20 protein-coding genes and 6 tRNA genes are annotated in these 22,084 nt (G+C 43.7%); 18 read left to right on the top strand and 8 right to left on the bottom strand.

The window, feature by feature from the left end:
• Nucleotides 1–220 precede the first annotated feature (220 nt).
• From HWQ38_RS30000 to petJ, 4 genes are all read left to right on the top strand, one after another.
• Nucleotides 221–436 carry a hypothetical protein gene (locus tag HWQ38_RS30000; protein WP_292801126.1) on the top strand — a complete coding sequence of 72 codons (216 nt, stop codon included), beginning with the start codon at nucleotides 221–223 and terminating at the stop codon, nucleotides 434–436.
• 132 nt (nucleotides 437–568) lie between these two features.
• Complete coding sequence (psbV, locus tag HWQ38_RS29995) at nucleotides 569–1,060, top strand: photosystem II cytochrome c-550 (protein WP_292801124.1); 492 nt, start codon at nucleotides 569–571, stop codon at nucleotides 1,058–1,060.
• A gap of 440 nt (nucleotides 1,061–1,500) precedes the next feature.
• On the top strand, nucleotides 1,501–1,920 hold the full coding sequence (gene petE, locus HWQ38_RS29990; protein WP_292801122.1) for a plastocyanin: 420 nt from the start codon (nucleotides 1,501–1,503) through the stop codon (nucleotides 1,918–1,920).
• A 243-nt stretch (nucleotides 1,921–2,163) separates the two neighbouring features.
• Entirely contained in the window at nucleotides 2,164–2,514 is a 351-nt protein-coding gene (gene petJ, locus HWQ38_RS29985) for a cytochrome c6 PetJ (protein ID WP_292801120.1), read from the top strand.
• A gap of 369 nt (nucleotides 2,515–2,883) precedes the next feature.
• On the opposite strand, the gene HWQ38_RS29980 is transcribed toward petJ, so the two are convergent.
• A complete protein-coding gene (locus HWQ38_RS29980) occupies nucleotides 2,884–4,320 on the bottom strand; it encodes a hypothetical protein (RefSeq protein WP_292801118.1) in 1,437 nt (478 codons plus the stop codon).
• A 594-nt stretch (nucleotides 4,321–4,914) separates the two neighbouring features.
• On the opposite strand from HWQ38_RS29980, the gene HWQ38_RS29975 reads away from it, so the two are divergent.
• On the top strand, nucleotides 4,915–5,610 hold the full coding sequence (locus HWQ38_RS29975) for a triacylglycerol lipase (protein WP_292801116.1): 696 nt from the start codon (nucleotides 4,915–4,917) through the stop codon (nucleotides 5,608–5,610).
• Nucleotides 5,611–5,710: 100 nt separating this feature from the next.
• On the top strand, nucleotides 5,711–6,328 hold the full coding sequence (locus tag HWQ38_RS29970; RefSeq protein WP_292801114.1) for a cytochrome b N-terminal domain-containing protein: 618 nt from the start codon (nucleotides 5,711–5,713) through the stop codon (nucleotides 6,326–6,328).
• A gap of 256 nt (nucleotides 6,329–6,584) precedes the next feature.
• Here the strand turns inward: HWQ38_RS29970 and HWQ38_RS29965 are convergent, their stop codons facing one another.
• Entirely contained in the window at nucleotides 6,585–8,471 is a 1,887-nt protein-coding gene (locus HWQ38_RS29965) for a cation:proton antiporter (protein WP_292801112.1), read from the bottom strand.
• A gap of 323 nt (nucleotides 8,472–8,794) precedes the next feature.
• On the opposite strand from HWQ38_RS29965, the gene HWQ38_RS29960 reads away from it, so the two are divergent.
• Nucleotides 8,795–8,867: transfer RNA gene (locus HWQ38_RS29960), tRNA-Glu, on the top strand.
• 100 nt (nucleotides 8,868–8,967) lie between these two features.
• On the opposite strand, the gene HWQ38_RS29955 is transcribed toward HWQ38_RS29960, so the two are convergent.
• The 3 genes from HWQ38_RS29955 to HWQ38_RS29945 all read right to left on the bottom strand — a co-directional run bounded on the left by HWQ38_RS29955 (nucleotide 8,968) and on the right by HWQ38_RS29945 (nucleotide 12,459).
• Nucleotides 8,968–9,564, bottom strand: a complete 597-nt coding sequence (locus tag HWQ38_RS29955) for an SRPBCC family protein (RefSeq protein WP_292801110.1) — start codon at nucleotides 9,562–9,564, stop codon at nucleotides 8,968–8,970.
• Nucleotides 9,565–9,572: 8 nt separating this feature from the next.
• Nucleotides 9,573–11,618, bottom strand: a complete 2,046-nt coding sequence (locus HWQ38_RS29950; RefSeq protein ID WP_292801108.1) for a GAF domain-containing sensor histidine kinase — start codon at nucleotides 11,616–11,618, stop codon at nucleotides 9,573–9,575.
• Between the two features lie 505 nt (nucleotides 11,619–12,123).
• Nucleotides 12,124–12,459, bottom strand: a complete 336-nt coding sequence (locus tag HWQ38_RS29945) for a hypothetical protein (RefSeq protein WP_292801106.1) — start codon at nucleotides 12,457–12,459, stop codon at nucleotides 12,124–12,126.
• Nucleotides 12,460–12,530: 71 nt separating this feature from the next.
• Between HWQ38_RS29945 and HWQ38_RS29940 the strand changes: the two genes are divergently transcribed.
• From HWQ38_RS29940 to HWQ38_RS29930, 3 genes are all read left to right on the top strand, one after another.
• A complete protein-coding gene (locus tag HWQ38_RS29940) occupies nucleotides 12,531–12,779 on the top strand; it encodes a hypothetical protein (RefSeq protein ID WP_292801104.1) in 249 nt (82 codons plus the stop codon).
• 111 nt (nucleotides 12,780–12,890) lie between these two features.
• On the top strand, nucleotides 12,891–13,397 hold the full coding sequence (locus HWQ38_RS29935) for an HNH endonuclease (protein WP_292801150.1): 507 nt from the start codon (nucleotides 12,891–12,893) through the stop codon (nucleotides 13,395–13,397).
• A 16-nt stretch (nucleotides 13,398–13,413) separates the two neighbouring features.
• Complete coding sequence (locus tag HWQ38_RS29930; protein WP_292801102.1) at nucleotides 13,414–13,806, top strand: alr0857 family protein; 393 nt, start codon at nucleotides 13,414–13,416, stop codon at nucleotides 13,804–13,806.
• A 30-nt stretch (nucleotides 13,807–13,836) separates the two neighbouring features.
• Here the strand turns inward: HWQ38_RS29930 and HWQ38_RS29925 are convergent, their stop codons facing one another.
• On the bottom strand, nucleotides 13,837–14,688 hold the full coding sequence (locus HWQ38_RS29925) for a polysaccharide deacetylase family protein (protein ID WP_292801100.1): 852 nt from the start codon (nucleotides 14,686–14,688) through the stop codon (nucleotides 13,837–13,839).
• A gap of 505 nt (nucleotides 14,689–15,193) precedes the next feature.
• Here HWQ38_RS29925 and HWQ38_RS29920 point away from each other — a divergent pair.
• The 4 genes from HWQ38_RS29920 (at nucleotide 15,194) to HWQ38_RS29905 (ending at nucleotide 15,944) form a co-directional block, all read left to right on the top strand.
• A tRNA-Glu gene (locus HWQ38_RS29920) sits at nucleotides 15,194–15,266 on the top strand.
• 191 nt (nucleotides 15,267–15,457) lie between these two features.
• Nucleotides 15,458–15,525 (top strand) — tRNA-Ala (locus tag HWQ38_RS29915).
• A 6-nt stretch (nucleotides 15,526–15,531) separates the two neighbouring features.
• Nucleotides 15,532–15,605: transfer RNA gene (locus tag HWQ38_RS29910), tRNA-His, on the top strand.
• A gap of 268 nt (nucleotides 15,606–15,873) precedes the next feature.
• Nucleotides 15,874–15,944: transfer RNA gene (locus HWQ38_RS29905), tRNA-Lys, on the top strand.
• Between the two features lie 54 nt (nucleotides 15,945–15,998).
• Here the strand turns inward: HWQ38_RS29905 and nagZ are convergent.
• Nucleotides 15,999–17,087: a beta-N-acetylhexosaminidase gene (gene nagZ, locus HWQ38_RS29900; protein WP_292801099.1), complete on the bottom strand. Its 1,089-nt coding sequence runs from the start codon at nucleotides 17,085–17,087 to the stop codon at nucleotides 15,999–16,001.
• Between the two features lie 556 nt (nucleotides 17,088–17,643).
• Complete coding sequence (locus HWQ38_RS29895; RefSeq protein ID WP_292801097.1) at nucleotides 17,644–17,841, bottom strand: hypothetical protein; 198 nt, start codon at nucleotides 17,839–17,841, stop codon at nucleotides 17,644–17,646.
• Between the two features lie 36 nt (nucleotides 17,842–17,877).
• On the opposite strand from HWQ38_RS29895, the gene pds reads away from it, so the two are divergent.
• The 4 genes from pds (at nucleotide 17,878) to HWQ38_RS29875 (ending at nucleotide 22,071) form a co-directional block, all read left to right on the top strand.
• Nucleotides 17,878–19,317: a 15-cis-phytoene desaturase gene (gene pds, locus HWQ38_RS29890; protein ID WP_292801095.1), complete on the top strand. Its 1,440-nt coding sequence runs from the start codon at nucleotides 17,878–17,880 to the stop codon at nucleotides 19,315–19,317.
• Nucleotides 19,301–20,233: a 15-cis-phytoene synthase CrtB gene (gene crtB, locus HWQ38_RS29885; protein WP_292801093.1), complete on the top strand. Its 933-nt coding sequence runs from the start codon at nucleotides 19,301–19,303 to the stop codon at nucleotides 20,231–20,233. Before pds ends, crtB begins: the two co-directional genes overlap by 17 nt.
• 231 nt (nucleotides 20,234–20,464) lie before the next feature.
• Nucleotides 20,465–20,556 (top strand) — tRNA-Ser (locus HWQ38_RS29880).
• 192 nt (nucleotides 20,557–20,748) lie between these two features.
• Nucleotides 20,749–22,071: an ABC transporter substrate-binding protein gene (locus HWQ38_RS29875; RefSeq protein WP_292801091.1), complete on the top strand. Its 1,323-nt coding sequence runs from the start codon at nucleotides 20,749–20,751 to the stop codon at nucleotides 22,069–22,071.
• Nucleotides 22,072–22,084 lie beyond the last annotated feature (13 nt).

Below are 22,084 nucleotides of genomic sequence, written 5' to 3'. Positions count from 1 at the left end.
GGGCATTGGGCATTGGGCATTGGGCATTGGGCATTGGGCATTGGGCATTGGGCATAAAGTTATTCCCCCTCATCCCCCTTGTCCCCCTTGTCTCCCTCATCCCCCTCATCCCCCCATTCCCCATTCCCCACTCCCCTCCTAATTTGAGCAACAAATTGCACTCCTAACGTGATATTGGTATTACAGCGACTCAATCTCTATCTATCAGTTAACAAGCATTATGGGTTTTGCAGACCTATCAATCGCAGAGATAGCAGCCGACTACAGCATTCCTGTAGAAAAAGTGTTTTCTCTGTGCAACCAACTGGGAATCGCCTACAAACACCAAAAGACCCGTTTGGCGTTAGAAGATGCAAAGGCAATTATTTCCCAAATATCGACTGAAACACGCCCAAAAGGTACTAGCGACTTGGAGGGTGATAACGAGGTCACTTAAAGGGTTATCTCGGAGCTTTGGCTAATCACTGATACCTAATGACACAGAACATGAGTCATTAGTAATTAGCAGCTTGGAGATTGAGAATCGCGTTCTTAGCTGTGTTGAGCGTCAAAATCTTTAAGGGGAAACATGTTTAAAAGACTAATTGGCGTTGTTGTGGTTACTGTTTTACTCTCGTTTCAGTTGCTTGTCGGTAGCGCGACAGCAGTGGAACTGGACGAAGCTACCCGAACAGTGCCATTAAATACTCAAGGTGATACCACTGTACTCAGCCTTAAACAAGTCAAAGAAGGCAAACGCTTATTTAATTTCGCTTGCGCCCAATGTCATGCTGGGGGAGTTACTAAAACAAACCAGAACGTGGGACTTGCTCCAGAGGATCTAGCACTGGCAAAACCCAACCGTAACAACGTTGAAGGCTTGGTGGATTACCTGAAAAATCCCACTACTTACGACGGGGAAGAAGAGATTTCCGAAATTCACCCCAGTATCAAAAGCGCAGATATTTTCACAACAATGCGAAATCTGACTGATGACAACTTGGAGGCGATCGCCGGTCATATTCTCTTACAACCCAAAATCGTTGGCACTAAGTGGGGAGGCGGAAAAATCTATTACTAAATCCCGGAACTGAGTCATTGGGAATAGGGAATAGAGAATAGGGTATAGGGCATAGGGAAGAATTCAGTCCCAATTCCCTACTCCCCACTCCCATTCGGCTACGCTCACGGCAAGCCCATTCCCCATTCCCAAATTTTCACCAAAGTTTAGCTGCTTTCGTTTTCACAGCAGCACAAAATGTTCCTGGTTGGAGACAAAAAATTTGGGGAAAATCAGGATATTCCTAAAGAAAAAATAAAAATCTCTGATTTTAATCTTTACCTTAATTCACACGCTTTTTGTGCTATGTCAGTCGATTATTTATTACTGACTGCACAGCTTTTTGCAATAAATTGCTCCCCATCCTGAAAAAAAAATGTATCTATGACAGATTGTCATATTTGGCGTTGATTTTATTTAAAATGAGAAAGGAATAAAAAATTGTTTGTTAGGAGAGAGCCATGAAATTGATTTCGGCAAGCTGGCGACGTTTTAGTTTAGCTGTATTGACAATCCTTTTAGTTGTTAGCAGCTTCGCTGTTTTTACTCCCAGCGCTGCGGCTGAAACTTACCAGGTGAAATTGGGTAGCGATAAAGGAATGCTCGCATTTGAACCGAAAAAGTTGACCATTAAAGCAGGCGACACAGTTGAATGGGTAAACAACAAAGTTCCTCCCCATAATGTTGTGTTTGATGCTGCTAAAAACCCCACCAAGAGCGCCGATTTAGCGAAATCTCTGTCTCATAAGAAGTTGCTTATGAGTCCTGGTCAAAAGGAAACAACCACTTTCCCAGCAGACGCAGCTGCTGGTGACTACACCTTCTACTGTGAACCTCACCGTGGTGCTGGCATGATTGGTACAATCACTGTCGAAGGCTAGAAACACCCTTATTTGATTGACACAAGATGATTTCTCAGTCAAATTAGTTCATAGCAACACGCCACTTGAGTGACGCCCACAATGGATAAATAGCGGTAACGAGTCTTATCCCCGCCTAAGACGCTGAGTAACCTGTGGCAATGGAGGGGTGAACTCGTTACCGCCACTTTTGATCAAATTTGACTTAATCGGGGACGAATCGCGTTTATACTCTTGCTGGAGGCTTGTTGCGAGGAAATTTTCTTGAGAATACTTTTATTTATCCTATTGTTAGCGATCGCCCTATTCAAATTGACATTCATTAGTCCAGCACTAGCTGCCGAAACATCCACTGGTGCTAAAATTTTCCAGGCTAACTGCGCTTCTTGCCATATAGGTGGCGGTAACATCCTGATTAGCCAGAAAAACTTGAAAAAGGAAGCATTATCAAAGTACTTAGAAAATTATGATCGCGACTCAATCCAGGCGATTATCCACCAAGTGCAAAATGGTAAAAATGCCATGCCTGCCTTTAAAAGCAAGTTAAGTCAGGAGGAGATTCTGGAGGTAGCTGCTTACGTTTTTCAGAATGCAGAACAAGGCTGGTTAAAGTAGCTATAATGTCATACTTGTTGTGGCTTGGGTGAGATGCCCAAGCCACAACACTAGAGAATTTATTTATTGTAAATAGCTAAATGTATTTATTAGGTATAAGCTTCTAACGAACTTCAAAGTTGTTATATATATAGCCTTTCCTAATCACATGAGTTACATCTTAGCCCCCTCCTCGCTTGCGGGGAGGGGGTTGGGGGTGGGGTTCTTGTACCTCACTCAACTCAGAACCGCTATATATGATATAACGAACTAGCGATCGCCAGTTCGTCAACTACTAAAAAGGATACTTCAAAGACGAATGATAAATTTACAATTTTTATCATTCATCGCTTTTAGCTTGTTTCTCAATCCAAAATCACCAGTGGGTGATTATTTTTCTGAATTAGAGTTTTGTCTGTCTTGCTTCACTTCGCGCAACTGTTCTACTAATTTTTGCTTCGATTCAGCAGAGGGTGTAGACTGACTATTATTGACTCTCGGCAGCAATAACAGATCGGAAGTAGTAGCTGCCGATGAAGGCGTGATCTGGTTATTTCTGATTCGCAGATCAGGTAATGGTTTAAAAGTAGCTATTGGTGAAGGCGTAAGCTGATTGCTATTGATTCTTGGTACAGATAATAATGAGGGCTTTTGTTCTTGAGTAGTTCCAGTAATGTTACTAATGTTGTTTTGGAAAACAAGGTTAAATGGATAGGAACTTATCTGTTTATCTCCCTTGGGGGATTGCTTGTTGAAGTATTCCCTTGCTTTAACAAGCAATTCCGGGGAAACTAACTTGTCTTGAAACTTAATATCTAAGACTTTACCATCACGATCTACCACTAATACACCCAAAACAGCACCTTCAAGATTTGGCTTATCCGTGGGTAATGTTTGACGGATGACTGGTTTTTGTTGAGTGTTAGGATATTCTTGCTGGACTTCCTTTCGCAGGTTTGCGTAGGAGTCTAGCTGTGCTATCGCCAGTTCACTTCCTTTTCCTGATAAACTGGGTGTCCTGAGCGTCCTTCCCCTAGCTTGGGTTAAGTTATTCCCAGACATGGGAGCTTGTTTTAGAGAATTTATCAGCCGATTTTGACCAATTCTAGACGCATCATTACCCGGTTGCGTCATCTGTAAACTTCTATTTCCCTGTGCTGTTGCAATCGGGCTAATGTCAGGTAAGTTTGAAGGTTGGGCATTTTGCAGAATATCATCAGGTATTTTCTGCGACTGCAATTGTGGCAACCTATTTAGAGCTAGTGGCTTAGATGGCTCGTATTTGGTGGCACTATTATTAAAACGAGGAACTGATGGAGAGAATTTGGCGTTGCTATTGAGAGGAACTGATGGAGAGAATTTGGCGCTGCTATTAAATTTAGAACTGTCAACTTTTGAGGCATCAAATTGCAAATTTTCACTAGGAATCATCCGCAAAGACTGCCTTGTAGGCAAGGAAGAAACCCGATAGGTATTCGGTGATAGGGGTAGCGGGGGCACTACTAGTTGACTCGATGGCGGTGGTGCCAATGGGGACAATCCAGTTTGAGCGCTAAGGTTTGGAGGAGAAAGTGCCACTAGTGGAGGTAATTTTTGTAAAGCAACTTGGGGTGTGCTTTGCGGCAAACGGTTTTGATCGGCTTGGCTCAATTCCAAAAGTCCGACTGTTTTGGATGATGCTGTTTCTTGGGGTTTGCTAGAATCCATAGGCATCAATGGCACAATCATGGCGATCGCACCGTGGATGCCAAGAGAGGCTATAGCTGCGATCCCAATTGGCTGGCTTAAGATTTCTGGTATATTTTTCAGCAGGGAGACGTAAGACATAACTGTTATCGTTCACTCGGCTCAGTTGCAGTTTACTAGCGATTTTCTCTTGATTGCAATATCTTGCAAAAGATGCGTCCCTCTAAGGAAATAATAACTTCCTATGCTGGCAATCAAAACGCCAAAATTGCCATTTATTCAAGTTTTTAATTGATCAATGACGCTCTATCATATCTTCAAATTTCAGCTTGCTAAAAATTATTACTTTTGATTTTTTATTTGATGACGCACACAATTAGATTTAATATCTGGGATATTTATAAACTTTAAGTAAACACACAAGTTTGAGTACATCACAAAATCTGCTGAACTTGCCTAGTTTTTCTACTGTTTTCCAGTCAACTAAGCTTCTGTGGCAGATAGTACACTTGCTTGTCCCAGACTAGTCACTATGTGAAAATACTATCACATTAGCAGCCCCGAAAACTGTTGCAAATTGTACAATTTTGTTGACATTCTAGCCCTAAACCCCACTAAAGCTATTTAGGTTTTGATAAAAGGAGTCAGTCAGGCGATCGCAATTCTAGCTTCTAAATCTGACTACTTCTTCCTCAAAAAAGTTCAAACCTTCAATCATTGCATCCCAAATTCAAAATGCCCTTACCGACAGTTATTTTACCTGGATATCTAGAAACCGCCATCGCTTACCGCCAACTAGAACAATCCCTACAACAGTTAGATTTCCCCACAGTTACAGTCCCACTGCGACGGCGTGACTGGCTACCCAGTATTGGAGGAAGACCAGTAACCCGGATTCTGCAACAACTCGATCGCACAATCAAGGATACATTGCAGCAACATAATGCTACTCAAATTAACTTGATTGGTCACTCAGCCGGAGGTTGGATATCCCGCATCTACATGGGAGAAAAGCCCTATTTAGCAGGCGGTGATCTCAAACCATTCCTTTGGAAAGCGCATCCCCTGATTGCGACTCTCATCACCTTGGGTACACCCCATATTAGCCAAGAACGCTGGACGCGCTCCAATCTAGATTTTGTCACGAATAACTACCCAGGAGCTTTTTACAAAAACGTTCGTTACGTTTGTGTGGCTGGCAAAACTATCTTTGGAGAAAGGCGGCGCGGTAGCTGGTTAGCTTACAGTAGTTACCAACTAACCTGTGGGAAGGGTAACACTTGGGGAGATGGAATCACACCCATTGAAGCTGCTCATTTGCAGGGAGCAGAAAATCTGGTGATTGAAGGTGTGAGGCATTCTCCCAGAAGTCCGGGGATTTGGTATGGTTCAGCAGAACCCTTAAAAGCTTGGGTGCAATATTTGATTTAAAAAACTTGCTCTTTTTCTGATAAATGCAACATTTATTAATATTTCTTAGCTAAAATTGTAATAAGAATTAATACTTAGTTAAGAACAGGAGGGGTGAGCCATGCAAAGCACCCAATTCGATAAGATTTTGCGACGAATAGCGACGATATTATCAGTCGTGATTTTGACTCTGTGCTTAATTTATGTATCTACCGGAGTTTTGCTTGCTTTTTATTATGAACCGACAGCAGGCGGAGCTTATAACTCCTTAAAAATGATTAACACACAACTGCCATACGGCTGGTTGTTTCGCAGAGCCTATGATATTGCTGGTAATGCGGTAATTGCGATCGCCTTAATTCAAATTGTGGTGATGTTTTTAGGTCGGCAATTTCGCAAGAGTTGGCTGACTGCTTGGATTAGTGGGATTTTGTTGACCCTAAGTGCGATCGGGCTGGATTGGACAGCGATGATTTTAGATTGGACTCAGGAAGGATACTGGCGTTTTAGCATTGAGCTAGGAACCATCGAAGCTATTCCTTTTATTGGTGGACAACTGCGCGAGATCCTGACTGGCGGTGGAGCCATTAACACAACTACCGTCGAACACCTTTACACGATACACAGTTATCTAATTTCGGTGGTGACGCTAATTCTGGCGATCGTAAATTTATCGGCTTTAGTGTGGCAGGAATGGCAAATGTATCAAGCGGAGTTAGGGGTTGGAGTTAGGAGTTAGGAGAGACGCGATTAATCGCGTCTGTACAGGAGTTAGAGATTTTCAACAAATAAATTACTACTACTTGTGGGGTGGGCAGCGTTCGATGGTTCCTGAGCTTGCCTGCCCTGAGCCTGTCGTACCACTTCGTGGAAGCAAGCTACGCGTAGCGTCTCGTAGAGAAGGGTCAAAGGACTGAGCGCTCACGCCGAAGTCTTGCCCGCCTTGGGCTTATAGATTTTTCCTTCAATCCAAAATCCCAGCTGCGACCAAAAATCTAAAATTGAGCCAGGGATAGGTCTTCAACCTCTGGTAACTTTTCTAGAGAGAGGGGAGTCGATTGGGTGGCACCAGATAAGCGTTTTAACAGGCTAGGTCTGGGATCATGCAACAGATAAATGATGCGATCGCCAACTTCCCAGTCTTGGTTAGCTGGCATTACCTGTAAGCTTTCTTCTCGTTCTACCAATAGTGGTATTAATACCCCAGTCCGAATCATTTCTTGGATGCGATCGCATTGAGTGGAAAATTCCGACTCATTTAGTGTGGTTGTTCCCAACTTGACTCGCCCATCATTCAGATATTCATTCCAAGTTTTAATCGCTAAGTCTGGGATAAAAGCTTGATTAACTTTATTACTAACCGAGGTAGTCGCTTGCGGATCACGCGGGAAAACAGCTAAGACACGCGGCGGCTTAAATTCCTCAGCTGCGCGTTGAGCCAAAACAAAATTCACCTCGCCATTACTTGTCATCGCCAAAAAAGTGCCCATAGAAGCAAGTCCTGCCTCTTCCAAAACCGCAGCATCCAGCGCACTGCTGGCAATAACCCGCAGATTTTGCGCCTGGGCTTGCACAAGACATTGAGGGTCAGTATCAATCATCACCACGTTTTCTTCCCGTTCTTGAAAGAATCGCGCAATCAAAAGACTCAAGGGATTACAACCCACAATCACTGCCCCAGTTGCCTCTTTGGAGGTGATTTGCAGCCATTTAGCAACCCAGCCAGCAGTTAATCCTTGGCAGACAACAGTCATGATAATTGTCAGGAAAACTAAAGCTTTGATAGAATCACCGCCGTTAATGCCGCGCTGTGTCAGTGAAATCGCAAAAAAAGAAGCTACGGAGGCGGCAACAATTCCTCTCGGAGCAACCCAGCTTAAAAATAATTTCTGTCGCCAGTTTAAGTGACTGTTCCAGGTACACAACAGAATATTAATTGGGCGAACGACAAACATTAATACCAAAACGGTGAATAAACCACCCCAATCCAAAGCAAACACACTCGCAATCGATAGGTCAGCAGCTAATAAGATAAATAGCACCGAGACGCTGAGAATTGTTAGCTGACCCTTAAAACTCCGTAACAAACGTTCTTCTGGGACTGAGGAGTTAGCAAAGACTGCTCCTGCAACTACTGTTGTCATTACTCCCGATTCACTGCGGATCATTTGCGATAAGGCAAACAGGCTCCAAAGTATCGCCAACACCACTAGGTTTTTTAGCTCGAATGACAGAAAATCAGCGCGTTTGAAAATCAAACTCATCAGATAACCGCCAGCACCACCAATTGCCGCACCAACAGCCAGACGTATAAGTAAACCAACGATCGCATTGATCGGGTCAGTATCGCCGCTCAAAATCGTATCGAGGACAACGAAGGCGAGGATAGCCCCTACAGGGTCAATTAAAACCCCTTCTCCTTCTAAAAGTGTTGCCACTTGCCGATCGACATTGATTTGTTTGAGCAAAGGGCCAACGACGGTTGGACCTGTAACCACAACTATGGAAGCATAGAGAAAAGCTATCTTCCAGGGAAACTCACCCAGCCAGTGGGCTGCCATACTCCCACCAAGCAATGTGATCAGCGTTCCCAGAGTCACAAGCAATTGCAGGCTGACTGAAACTCTACCTAACTCTCGCAGATCCAAGTTAAGTCCGCCTTCAAACAAAATTATTGCCGTTGCTAGGGCGACAATCACTTCTAGTCCAGTGCCTAGCAAATGCGGATGTAACAGTCCTAAACCATCAGAGCCAAACAGAATACCCAATAGCAATAACAAGACGATGCTGGGTATGCGAAAGTATGCAGCCAGCACCTGAGCGCTAATGCCTGCAAGGACAGCGATCGCCATTTGTAGGGTGATTTCAAAAGATGCTTCCATGTTGTAGATTTTGAGTGATTTATTTCAAAATCTTTTGTAAAAAACCGTAGATATTAACTCTACAGGGTACAACATCATACCCTTTGTCCCTTGCTGAATTCAGCGCTTTTTCTATCTGAGCGCGTCTGGAAGTTCTCAGCACCGAGCGCGCTCGCATGCGGCTTCCCAGATAAGCATCTACGGAATTTTCTTTGTGTCTCCATATCTTTCTATCCTCTTCAAGCTTTTGCTTCCACCCAGTTTAGCTGCCACAAACTTTTTTTGGCAAAACCTGTTGACAACAGCCAGGAAATTCGTTATATTATAAAAGGTCTGAGTCCGATGCCCCCATCGTCTAGAGGCCTAGGACACCTCCCTTTCACGGAGGTAACGGGGATTCGAATTCCCCTGGGGGTACTTAAAATAAATAAAAAGCTCTTGCTTTTTTACTCAAAATCTAGGAAGTAAAACTATCATTTAGGATTTCCTCTGAATAATAGTTTAACTACACACAACCTCATTTGCTGGCTAACTCTTCTACACGTTGATAAATAGCCAGAAGATTTAATCGTAAATCTTTGCTCAGGCAATTTTCAATGATTGCCACTGGCATAGTGCGTTTAGGCCAAACTTGAATTGTATAGGAGAGATTTGTTCCTATATACTCACCGAGGGAATAAGGTTCTAAGCACCAGCTACCAGAAAAGGCTTTAAAATCTCCCTCAACCATAGAGAAATTAATTTCTTTAGGGAAGAATTCTTCCAGATCCAGAACTACCCGCGCACAAAAGTTGAAATTCAGTAAGCGCTGGGAGCCTACTTGCTCCAGTCGAATACCACCCTTGGGATGCTCGATTAGACGACTCTTGGCAAGATTAGGGATGAAGTTAGGTAAAGCTTCATAATCTGTCAGAACCTTCCAGATTTCTGCCACTGGGTGGGGAATTTGGACTTTAGCAGTAATTTGCCGCTGCCGCTCTGCTATTTTCTCAATTTCAACTTCTACCTTAGCTGACAGAGGAAATGCATGAGAAGGTAAATCTTCCTCTAGCTTGGTGTTATCAGTGTGAGAATGGAAATCCGGGTTCTCTGTGATGTTCTGTTTTTTAGTCACTTTCAGAATTATGGTTTGCTTTCGTCAGAAAATTGCGGCAGACTCAGGGTAAAGCAAATTTCGCTCTGTTCAGAATCCGAGATTGAGAGACTTTCAACAGCGATCGCTCCATTCAAATGCTGCACTAAAGACTTGACTAGAGCAAGTCCCAAGCCAGTTCCTGGAGTCCAGCGTCCTTTTCCGCGACGGAACTTGTCAAAGATGTAGGTGGCTTCTTCTTCGGAAATAGCACGTCCTATATTCGTTACCTTCATGATAACTTGATCAATTTGCTGATCAACTCGATGAGAGGCGTGTAAGTGGACGATGGTATCATGCTCTGAGTATTTACAAGCATTAGTTAACAACTCTTGGAGAATGCGGTCAAAACTCTCCAGTTCAGTTTGCAGTTTTAGCGAATCCTCTGGTAAATCTACAGAAATCTTTAATCCCTTCTCTGCGAGTTTTTTCTCAAAAGATGCTGCTATATCCTGAATTCTAGTATTTAAATCTATAAATTTTAATTGTGGGGCTTCATGGGGCGACTCTAGCTTTTGGAGTGTCAACAAGTCATTAATCAAGTTGATTTCCTTTGAACATTCCTGCTCTAGAATCTCCAGGTATTTAACCTGACGCTCTGGTGCTATTCCTGGCAAACGTAAGTTCCGAATTGACATCAGCATATTTGTCAGGGGATAACGCAAGCGATCGCTCATGTTGCTCAAAAATTCATCTTTGAGTTCGTTAAGTTTTCGCAGTTGCTCAACATACTGGCGTGTTCTTTCATGCAATTTTTGCTGGAGTTTCAGACTACTACTGAGTTCCGCCGTCCGCTGCTCTACCAAAGTTTGCACTTGGCGCAATGTCTGTGACTGAATTATGGCGTTACTCACTTGGGCACAAACCATTTCCACAAGATTTACTTCTGCTGGTTGCCAAGTGCGAATCACAGCTTGCTGTAGCACCAAAAATCCTAAAATTTTACCTTGACTTTGTAATGGCACTAACAGTACCGCAGGCAATTCCTCTATTGCAAATAATCGAGCAGCTGTCGAGGTATCGTTTTGGTCTGTATAGTTAGCGAAAATTACTGGTTTTCCAGAATCCATGAAGGCACGCTGGCATAAACTACAGTCTGAAACCAAGAAAGACTTATCTAAGGTGTCTAGTTTACTACTGCGGGAACTTTGCGTTTCCCTAGCCCATTCACCGGTCACCGTAGCTTTAGCTTTCGGAATTTGTTTTTTAGCTTGAGCCCTAGATGGTGGATCTGTATATTTTAGTTGTATAAGCAAACCCCGATCTGCCTGTAGACATTCGGCAGTCGAGTCGATAACTAACTGGAGCATTTGACTATGCTCCAAGTTGCTACGACTTAGTAGAGTTAATTTCTTGATCAAGTTTTGATACTGATTGCTTTTTTGCAGATACTGCTCTTGATCAGCAATTAGCTGGGCTTGTGCCACTACCGAAAAAGCGATCGCGCAAGCTAACTCTACTTCTCTGAGCAATTGTTTTTCTGATTCACTCCAATCATAAGGTTGGAATTTAATCAGACTAACCACCCCATTATTATTGCCACCAAATCGCGTGGGAATTGCCAAAACTGCTTTTATCGGTAGTGGCAAATATTGACAGCCAATTACCAGACTGTTGTGAATCAGGGAAATGTCTTCAATAATCAATGGTTGGGCAGCACATTGCAGCACTGGCGACTGCATAAGCAACTGTTCCATTGAAAACATCTTTTCTGGTGGCAACCCTAAATACTCATCAGCACACCAATTAGTAGTAGTCGCATCCTCGGATGTCTTATCGGTTACTGAAACCAAGCAGCAACAATCTACTTGAAAGACAACTCCTAACAATTGGGCAATATCTTGCAGCATCAATGCTGTCGCCGAGCTATTGACAATAATTTGGTTAATCTTTTGTACTAACTGGCTGGCAGATTCTTCCTGATGCTGCATCAGCTTCCCTTGGTAAGGTTGTAGTGGAACTGTCTCATCGACGTAATGTGGCGGCGACGATAAAGGCTTTTTCATTCTTGGCACGCCCTCGGATAATAACACCATTGTTTTTGCACCCAACCTCTTGGCATATTCTTCACTGTTAGCTATGTTGTTACACCTTGATAATTAATAAATCTTGTATGAGTACTTTCTCTCACCTGTTATAGCCGATTTCTATCTCAGATGGCCAAGTCCCCACTGGATCAAGCAAATTGCTACAGTGGTACATAAGTAATAGAATCCTTAAGATATCCTATAACTGCTTCAGTTAGCTTATTTTTGACTGCTATATATTGAAATAATTTCTTAACTTTATCCTATCTGTAAGATATACATAAACCGTAATTTCTCTGGATTTTCAGGAAAACTGCCGTGAATTTAATGTAAAATTACTTAATTCATTTAATTTATTTCATAAATTTTTGTTAATTTTTTTTTTGAAATTAGTAGGTTCAACAAGCTACTCTTTAATCTCCGTAACTCTCAGTAAAATATTCATAAAACTTAAATTTTGAATGCAGCCCAATTATTATTACTAATAACTGAGCTGCATTGCCTAAATATAAGACTATCCAGCCAAGCTCTCGACACTCAGAGGAACCATATCGCCATTCCTGGTCAGTCCTAACAACATCGGTTGTTGAGGTTGAATTAGTTGACCTGTGAGTACACAGCGTTCTTCTTGCCAAGCTGTGGCAGCTATGCTAGCTCGAATGTCGGTTCGGGAAAATCGAGGCTTCCACTCACCTGATTTTTGCTGGACATAATTCCAAAGGATATCTCGGATCAGAGCTTGATATCCCTGATTCCCAGCTATTTCTTTGAGCTTATCTTTGAGTTCCCGCTCTAGGCGGATGCTGGTAACTTCCATATCGGTGGTTGGGGTGCGAGCGATCGTATGCATCACTTTTTCTCCTTAAAGGTATAGACAGGACAGTAATACAAGTGTAGTATGTTTAAAGGAATGTTTAATAGGTGAAATTTTCTGTGAAATCCATTTACCCCATCTCTAGATATTTGTGCGCTACCAATTGCCGAGCCGGTTGGGAATCGGCTGCTATGGGAGTGGAGTATTTATTTATGGGCGATGGTAGCCGAAATCATGGGCAAATCACAGAGGGTAATTATGATTTTAGACATCTCAGCATTAATGCGTTGATTGCAAAACCACAACTAGATCAAAAAAGCGGGGGGTACAGGCAAAGAAATACTGTACCAATATGAGACCAGAAAATTTTCCGGTCAATTCTAACCCCCGCTTCACCGAAAGGAAGCGGGGGTTTTTTTATCAGGAGTGAAGCTGTGACGATATCTTCCAGGCGCGGCGCGATCGCAATGCAAGTGTTAGAGCAATCTGTGGTGGTGTTTTCGCAAAATTACTTGCCACTGTGTCAGGTGAATATCAAGCGGGCGATTGTGCTGTTAGTAAGCAACAAAGCCCAACCTCTGGGTTTTACCACAGAAGGCGGCTGGCGAGTTCGCTCACCCAGTTTGGTAATTGAGGTACCAAAACACATTCGCTTGACAATCACTTCCAATGAGCGGATGTGGAAAGTTCCGCCAGTGAATCGCCGGGAAGTGTTGCGACGAGACCATCACAGTTGCCAATATTGCGGTAGCGGCAAACATCTAACGCTAGATCATGTGATGCCACGTTCTAAAGGCGGTTCTCACACTTGGGATAACGTAGTCGCAGCTTGTGAAAGATGTAACTCCCGTAAAGGCGATTGCACCCTGTTTGAAGCTGGTATGCAACTGCGTACCAAGCCAAAAGCACCAATTCACCCCGCGATTTCTTTTGCTGAACAGTTTTGGATAGATATGCAAGGAAGCCTGGAATAACAGGAGAGCATAAGGAATGCTGAAATTAACTTACACTGAAAGTAGCTTTGATTTGGAATGTGTCACTCTGTCACTTGAAGAATGGGTAGCACAGCGAGTAATTTTATCCCTGCGAGTTGGGCAAGGTTTGTGCATTGAACCCAATACCGCTTCCTTTTTGCTTCCTGTTGATTTGCCAGGAGTAGAAATACTCAGGGCTGAGGTAAAAAGAGATGACAGAGGAATCATTGCCCTCTGTGCCTGCGATGCCGAATATATGGAAGTCACCCTGCGGGGTTCTTGGCTATCTGATAGTTATAAGGATGCTGTAGGTGTGTTTGTCACCACTATCAGCGATCGCGCTGAGTTCTTTTTGCACAAACTTTGGCAGGAAGCTCAAGAGAGCAGTGCTTCTGTGATGAGCGAATAAACTAGTAGGGTGAGTAGAATTTCTCACCCTTTATTGCCCCATTTTTAAAAGTTCGGGAATTGTCACAAATCGGTAGCCTTGCTGTTTGAGTCCGCTAATGATTTGTGGCAATGCTTCTATAGTTCTGTGGCGATCGCCGCCACCATCATGCATCAAAACAATAGAACCTGGTTTTGCGCCTTTCAGGACATTATTTACAAATGCCTGCGGTTTGGCGTGAGGGTCAGTATCGGCTGAAGTTAGTGACCACATAATTACAGCGTCCTTCTGGCTTTTGGCGTAAGCGGCTAGTCCATTGTTTAAAACGCCTCCAGGAGGACGAAACAGAGCAGTTTTGACTCCTGTAGTTTTGTATATCAGGTCAGCTGTGCGATCAATTTCACTCTTGGCTGTGGCTTCATCCATTCGCCGATACCAATGATGCCAAGTATGGTTGCCAATGGCGTGTCCCTCGGCTACCTCACGCTTGGCTAGGTCAGGATTTGCTTGCAAAGCTTGTCCTACCCAAAAGAATGTCACCTTAACATCATTTTGCTTCAGGATATCCAGCATTTCTAGGGTTGTCTTTGGCCAGGGACCATCATCAATGCCTAGAGCAATAACCTTCTCGTCGTTCCTGGGTTTCACCTGATAAACTGTTTTTCCCTGAAATTTAGCTGGGACTGTAAAGGTAAGGTTTTCTACTTTGGCTGATGGCGGTAGCTGGGCATTAATTTGGCCTTTTGCTGGATGATCTGGAACTTGTGCAGCATGGATTTTCCTTAAAGGCTGGTTCAACCCCAATTGTGGGGAGGTGCCTGGAGCCATACTACAAGCTGTAATACAAGAGGCGATCGCAACAACACTAATTATCTTTTGTCGCTTGAGGTAGTTGTCTGTCACGTCAGGCTTTTAAATACTCACCCAATCATAACTGTAGTTTGACTTTTCAGAGGAGTTAGCAAGTTCAAATCTAAGTGCAGCAGCTTTTACAGACAATTTCAAAAAAACTTTCTGAAACCCCTTGACACCTCTTGTAGTATTTTGTATTATTTTGTATTGAGGCGAAAGACAAAGCTTCGCAAAGTTATGTTGTACATCCAACTAAAGGACAGGCGTTGAAATAAACCAAAGTCCCCAGTCAACAAAGCTGTTTTTACTTGCAAACTTAGATGGTTTGCACTCATGAAAACCACTGAATACATCCGTAATACACAATAGGGTTGCTACCTAGAGTTTCGGTTGTTTTCCTCAGAGTTTCTAACAGTTAAAAGTAATTTTTCTGAACCTTGAAAACTGAATAAGAAATAGGCAAGTTCACCAAAAATCGGGGTGTAGCTCAATTGGATTTTGGATTGCAGATTTTAGATTAAAAAATTTAATTTAAAATCTAAAATTCGATAAATTGTGCCCTCGTGGACGAATGGTTAAGTCATTGCTCTTTCAAAGCAAAGATGCGAGTTCAATTCTCGTCGGGGGAATGATTATGGGTCGGTGGCCGAGTCTGGCTGAAGGCGACAGTCTGTAAAACTGTTCTTTTTTGCACGCAGGTTCAAATCCAGTCAGGGGTATTGGTGAATATGCGGGGATGGAGCAACGGTGGCTCGTCAGGCTCATAACCTGAACATCGGCAGGCTCAATTCTTGCCTCCGTCACCAAAAACAGTGCTGGTGTAGCTCAATTGGATAGAGCGCCTGTTTTGCAAGCAGGAGGTTATGGGTTCAAGTCCCATTGATTCCACTGATGGTATCTGAAGCGAAAGTGGTCGAGGCGCTGGTTTGTGGAACCAGTCATAGCGGGTTCAAGTCCCGTCAGATACCCCTGAATGGAAGATGCTGCTTGCTGAATGGACGGCAACTGGTCTTGAAAACCAGGGTACAGCAAACTGTAGGGGTACCCTACGGGAAGCAAGCTACGATTCCTGCATCTCCCTCTTTTCCACCTGAAGCCGAAAAGTGAGGCACTGTGCTGATAACACAGAGATAGGAGGGGCAGTACCTCTCAGGTGGATTTATATCTAGTGCTTGTATTACAAAAATTGCAATGTAATACGCTCGCACTTGCCCATTTCTTTATTTAAATTAACTAGGGTGGTTGGCATAACGGCTGTACATCGGGCTTTTAACCCGCAGAAATAGGTTCGATCCCTCTACCACCCACTAAACAATTCAAAATTAAGAATTAGCTAATATATAACTTGAATGCACGTTGGGTTATGAATAGGAACTAGCGATCGCTAGTTGAGCATGTTGCAATAATATATCTTTATCCAAAGGATGTATGGGATATTGCGGTGTTAGTGCCAGTAGTTTCTCAATTCTTTCTCTGGCTGCCTCCACTACTGATTCATCTAAGCTACCCTTACTAAGAGAATCGGCAAAATCTTCAGCAATCTGATATGTTCTTTCAATAGATGATGAGTTGATATTGCGCGAGACAATAAACAGGTCGCAGCCTGCATGAATTGACTGCGCCACAGTACCAGCTTTCATAAACATCTCTGAGATCGCTTTCATATCCAAATCGTCAGATACAACTACTCCATCAAAGCCAAGTTCCTCTCTAAGTATGGTTTTGAGGATAGCCTGAGAAAGGGTTGCAGGTACATCAGCATCTATCTTAGGAAATAAGATATGGGCAGTCATGATTAAAGGAATCTGTACTTCGATTAGGGCTTTGAAAGGTATAAGTTCTCGAAGTCGCAGGTCTTCTAGGGTTAAATTAAGTATTGGTAGCTCAATGTGAGAGTCTTTGCTGGTGTCTCCATGTCCGGGGAAGTGCTTGGCGCATCCCAAAATTCCTGAATCTCGAAGTCCAAGGTAGTAGTCACGGGCACGTTGATCTGCAGTTTCGGGAGTGTTACCAAAGGCGCGAGTCCCAATGACGGGGTTGTGGGGATGGGAAAAAATATCTGCTACAGGTGCCCAAGATAAATTGATTCCCAGTGATTTTAGTTCTACTGCTGTGGCTTTTGCTACTTCGTAGGCGTGCGATCGCAGCAACAAGGCATGAGGAAAGCGGGTAATTGGCAGTGGTGTACGAATTACACGACCTCCTTCATGATCGAGGGTAATCAACATTGAATCACGTTCAGTATATTTTCGTATCTGGCTGTTCAAATCCTTGAAGCTTTCTAGCCAAACCTGATATGGGGTGCCATCCAGAAAGTTCTTCGCAAAAAAGATCACCCCAATTGGTTTGAATTCAGTGAGTGCGCGTTTATCATCATCGCTTAATGTAGTACCTGAAATACCTAGAATCAGATGATGTCCAAAGCGCCTTAGCTCCTGCGATACACCCATAATCTTTTACCTATAAGTTGTGCGTTAAACAACTGAGTTGTTCAACTTTGAGGACATAAACCTTTATCGTATATCCTTATGGGGAATGGGGAGCTTTCAAAGGTAGGTTTTTTATTCTCGTTCCCATGCTCAGTATGGGAATATATAGGGGCTGCTGCCTAAGAGAATTAAGCCAAAATGTTCAGCATAATTACTGACGCTGCCAGAGATTAGTTTTCCTGCAAAAGCATTTTTGCGATCACATTCTGCTATTTCAATAGGTCAAAATTATTGGCAATAGCTGCTAAATATTTAACAGTTAAAATACTTAAAAAAGAATATAGGTTGTCTTGATTTTTACATGATTGATATATTCACCGAAGAAAAATATATCGGAAATCAACTTCCATAGCAAGGAGTCCCCCACCAAATCTGTACTCAGGTCAGTGGCGGGTAGTTTACCTAGCAGTCTTTAACCAATAGCCCAGACATTTCCAAGAGAGCAAATACACAGATTAGCAAAGAAATCAACTACTTTCAGACAACATTTGAGATTACTTATTTTCAGTCAAAGGAATTACTTTTGTTTCCCTAAATCTCCTGCATATAAATCTAGATGAAATACTCGCCGCAAATCCATTGCCAATAATGGTATTGGCAATTTGATTGGGTAGGTGCGCCTAGGTAAAATTTCCTTTGGCAAAAGTTTTTTGGAGAAGCGATCGCCTAATAACTGCCAAATGTAACAGATTGCAACGTATAATGAGAACGACAAAACCAGTTAAGAAATATTGAAGGGCATTAAGGTTAAATGCGAGTAGCGATCGCGGGTGCTGGTCTAGCAGGACTTTCCTGCGCGAAATATCTCACAGACGCAGGTCACACTCCCATTGTCTTGGAAAGCCGGGACGTACTGGGTGGTCTAGTTGCGGCGTGGAAAGACTCTGACGGCGACTGGTACGAAACCGGGTTACACGCCTTTTTTGGGGCATATCCCAATATGCTGCAATTGCTCAAGGAGTTGGGCATTGAGGACAGACTCCAGTGGAAACAGCATACGTTGATTTTTAATCAACCAGACAAGCCTGGGACACTCTCACGTTTTGATGTTCCAGATATTCCATCTCCCTTCAACGTGATTGCGTCGATTCTTCGCAACAAAGATATGTTGACTTGGGAGCAGAAGATTCGATTTGCAATTGGCCTACTTCCAGCAGTGGTTCGGGGTCAAAAGTATGTTGAAGACATGGACAAATACAGCTTCTTAGAGTGGTTGAAAAGGCAAGGTGTTGACGAGCGGGTAACTAGTGACGTTTTTATCGCCGCATGTAAAGCGCTCACCTTTATCAATCCCGATGAAGTTTCGGCAACGATTCTGTTAACTGCACTGAATCGCTTTCTCCAAGAACGATATGGCTCCAAGATTGCATTTTTGGATGGTTCGCCCACAGAACGGCTATGCAGCCCAATCGTCGATTACATCACAGAACGTGGTGGGGAAGTGCGGTTGAATGCCCCCTTGAAAGAGATATTGCTGAACGCCGATGGCACGGTGAAAGCATACTTGATTCGGGGGTTAAATGGGGCAGAAGATGAAATTTTCACGGCTGATGTCTATGTATCTGCCATGTCCGTTGACCCTTTGAAAATCATGTTGCCTAATTCTTGGAAGCAAATTGAGTTTTTCAAGAAGCTAGAAGGATTGGAAGGAGTGCCAGTGATTAACCTGCATCTGTGGTTTGACCGGAAACTTACAGAAATTGATCACTTGTTATTTTCGCGATCGCCCCTCCTGAGCGTTTATGCTGATATGAGCAATACCTGCCGTGAATACGCCAACCCCAATCGCTCGATGCTGGAATTAGTTCTAGCCCCGGCAAAAGATTGGATTGCCAAATCCGATGAGGAAATTGTGGCTGCAACAATTGCCGAGTTAGAAAAACTCTTCCCCGACCACTTTGGGGGAGATAATCCAGCCACGTTGCTGAAATCCCATGTGGTGAAAACGCCGCGTTCAGTTTACAAAGCGACCCCTGGTCGTCAACAGTACCGTCCCGCACAAGTTACGCCCATTGCCAACTTCTATCTTGCCGGAAGTTACACCATGCAACGCTACTTAGGCAGTATGGAAGGTGCCGTACTTTCTGGTAAGCTGACAGCGCAGGCAATTTCTGAGGCTCTCCCGGTAGCAAATTCCTCAAACCTGCAAACGCTCACCCGACCGCCCGCAACGAATGCTGCAACTGCCTGATTCCCCCCCGCGCATGAAAACGCTGGTCTCTGTAGACGAGTCCTACAACCTTTGTCGGCATCTCACAGCAAAGTATGCCAAGACTTTTTATCTGGGTACTTTGCTGATGAGTCCGGTAAAACGTCAATCTATTTGGTCAATTTACGCTTGGTGTCGCCGTACAGATGAATTGGTGGATGGACCCGCATCTGCTATTACCACGCCAGAAACCCTAGACCTATGGGAACAGCAGCTGGAATCGATTTTTGCGGGACGCCCATTAGAAAATTACGATGTCGCTTTAGTTGATACCCTCCAGCGCTTTCCGATGGACATTCAGCCCTTTCGGGATATGATTGCCGGTCAGCGCATGGATTTATATCGCAGTCGTTATGAAACCTTTGAGGAATTATACCTCTACTGTTACCGCGTCGCTGGCACTGTTGGCTTAATGTCAACAGCAGTTATGGGTGTGAATAGCACCATATACACAGCTCCGTGGCATCAGGACAAACAACCTTATGTTCCCACAGAAGAAGCGATCGCTCTGGGAATTGCCAATCAACTCACCAACATCCTGCGGGATGTGGGAGAAGATGCCAAACGTGGACGGATTTACATTCCCCTTGAGGACTTGGCAAAATTCAACTACACCGAGCAAGATTTCTTCAAAGGTGTGGTAGATGAGCGTTGGCGGGCGCTGATGCGCTTTCAAATTGACCGGGCCCGCCAATTCTATAGCACATCCGACCAGGGAATTACTTATTTAGCACCGGACGCCCGTTGGCCTGTGTGGGCAGCGTCAATGCTATACGGACAGATTTTGGAGGTGATTGAACGCAACAATTACGATGTATTCAGCCAGAGGGCTTACGTTCCCCAGTGGAAAAAGTTACGCACTTTGCCCGTAGCTTGGATGCGATCGCAAGTCCTTTAAAAAATTAGTCATTTGTCCCTAGTACTTTGTCAAGTTGGTAATGAAGAGTTTGTAGTAACCACTTTAGTGCTTAGAAAATAAGGACTAAAGTCCTGACTACGAATTTGCTTACCCATCAATTTAAACTTGACAGACTACTAGTCCTTAGTCGTTAGTCTTTTATAAATAACCAATGACAAATGACTATTGACTCTCCCAAACAAACCTGTTAACATTATTATTCGTGAGTCAGGAGAGGTGGCTGAGTGGTCGAAAGCGGCAGATTGCTAATCTGTTGTACGGCAGGTAACTCCGTACCGAGGGTTCGAATCCCTCCCTCTCCGTTTTCCAGCCTTTCTTACACAGAGTATCTTCGGTGTAAGAAAATAATTACTAATGCCGAGGCAAACACTTTTACTCCCAAAGATGGATGATATGATTTATCCTTTGGAGCCTTGATCAGATCCAGCTAAATTACAAATCTAGTTTGAATCTTACTTTTAGGCTGCTAAATATCTGAGGAGTGAAAGTAAACTATGCGAAATATTAACGCGGTCTTAACCTTTAGTATAGCGACCCTAGCAACTGGGTTCCTAGTAGGGGCTTGTGGTGATAGTAGTACCCCCAATAGCGCAGCTAACAACGGAAGTAGCGCTACCCCAGCATCAAACTCAACTACCACAAGCAGTGCTAAAGGGCTAAAAATTGGTTCCCTGCTACCGTCAACAGGCGACTTGGCTTCTGTGGGACAGCAAATGCTAGGTTCTGTACCTTTACTCGTCGATACGGTCAACGCTTGCGGTGGGGTGAATGGCGAACCTGTAACCTTGGTGCAAGTAGACGACCAAACCGATCCAAGAGCTGGTGCTGCTGGGATGACCAAACTAGCAACTTTAGATAAAGTGGCAGGTGTAGTTGGCTCCTTTGCCAGTAGCGTTTCTAGTGCAGCAGTCTCCATTGCCACGCCGAATAAAGTCATGCTGGTTTCCCCTGGTAGTACCAGTCCCATATTTACCGAAAAGGCTCAAAAAGGCGACTTTAAAGGCTTTTGGGCGCGAACAGCCCCTCCCGATACCTACCAAGCACTAGCTTTAGCTCAATTTGCTAGGAAAAAAGGTTTCAAGCGAGTTTCTACAGTTGTGATTAATAACGACTATGGCGTGGGCTTTGAAAAAGCATTTGTGCAAACTTTTGAAAAATTGGGTGGAACTATAGTTAATAAAGATAAGCCTGTTCGCTACGACGCGAAAGCCCAGACATTTGATACAGAGGCGGCTGCTGCTTTTGCTGGTAAGCCAGATGCTGTCCTGGCTGTACTGTACGCTGAAACTGGTAGTTTGTTCCTGAAAGCTGCCTATCAACAAGGTGTGGCCAAGGGTGTGCAAATTCTGCTGACTGATGGGGTGAAATCACCTACTTTCCCCGAACAAGTTGGCAAAGATAGTGATGGTAAATATATTTTAACTGGAGCGATCGGTACAGTACCTGGTTCCAATGGTAAAGCACTAGAAGCTTTTAACAAGCTGTGGAAGGATAAAAAAGGTGGTGCGCCAGGGGAATACGCTCCTCAAGCTTGGGATGCGGCTGCTTTATTGACGTTGGCAGCCCAAGCTGCTAAGGAAAATACAGGCGTTGGTATAGCCAGCAAAATCCGTGAAGTTGCTGATGGGCCTGGCACAGAAGTTACCGATGTCTGCGAGGGACTGAAGTTACTTAAAGATGGTAAGAAGATTAACTACCAAGGAGCCAGTGGCAACGTAGATGTTGATGCTAACGGCGATGTCGTCGGTGTTTACGATGTTTGGACAGTCGGAGACGATGGCAAAATCAAGGTAATTGATAAAGTTACCCCTAAGTAGAAAGTTGGGAATT

Source organism: Nostoc sp. NMS7 (assembly GCF_017115085.1).
In the GTDB taxonomy this organism is placed as follows: Bacteria; Cyanobacteriota; Cyanobacteriia; order Cyanobacteriales; family Nostocaceae; genus Nostoc.
The sequence above is the reverse complement of the archived record's forward strand: the minus strand, read 5'-3'. Positions and strand labels throughout refer to the sequence as shown.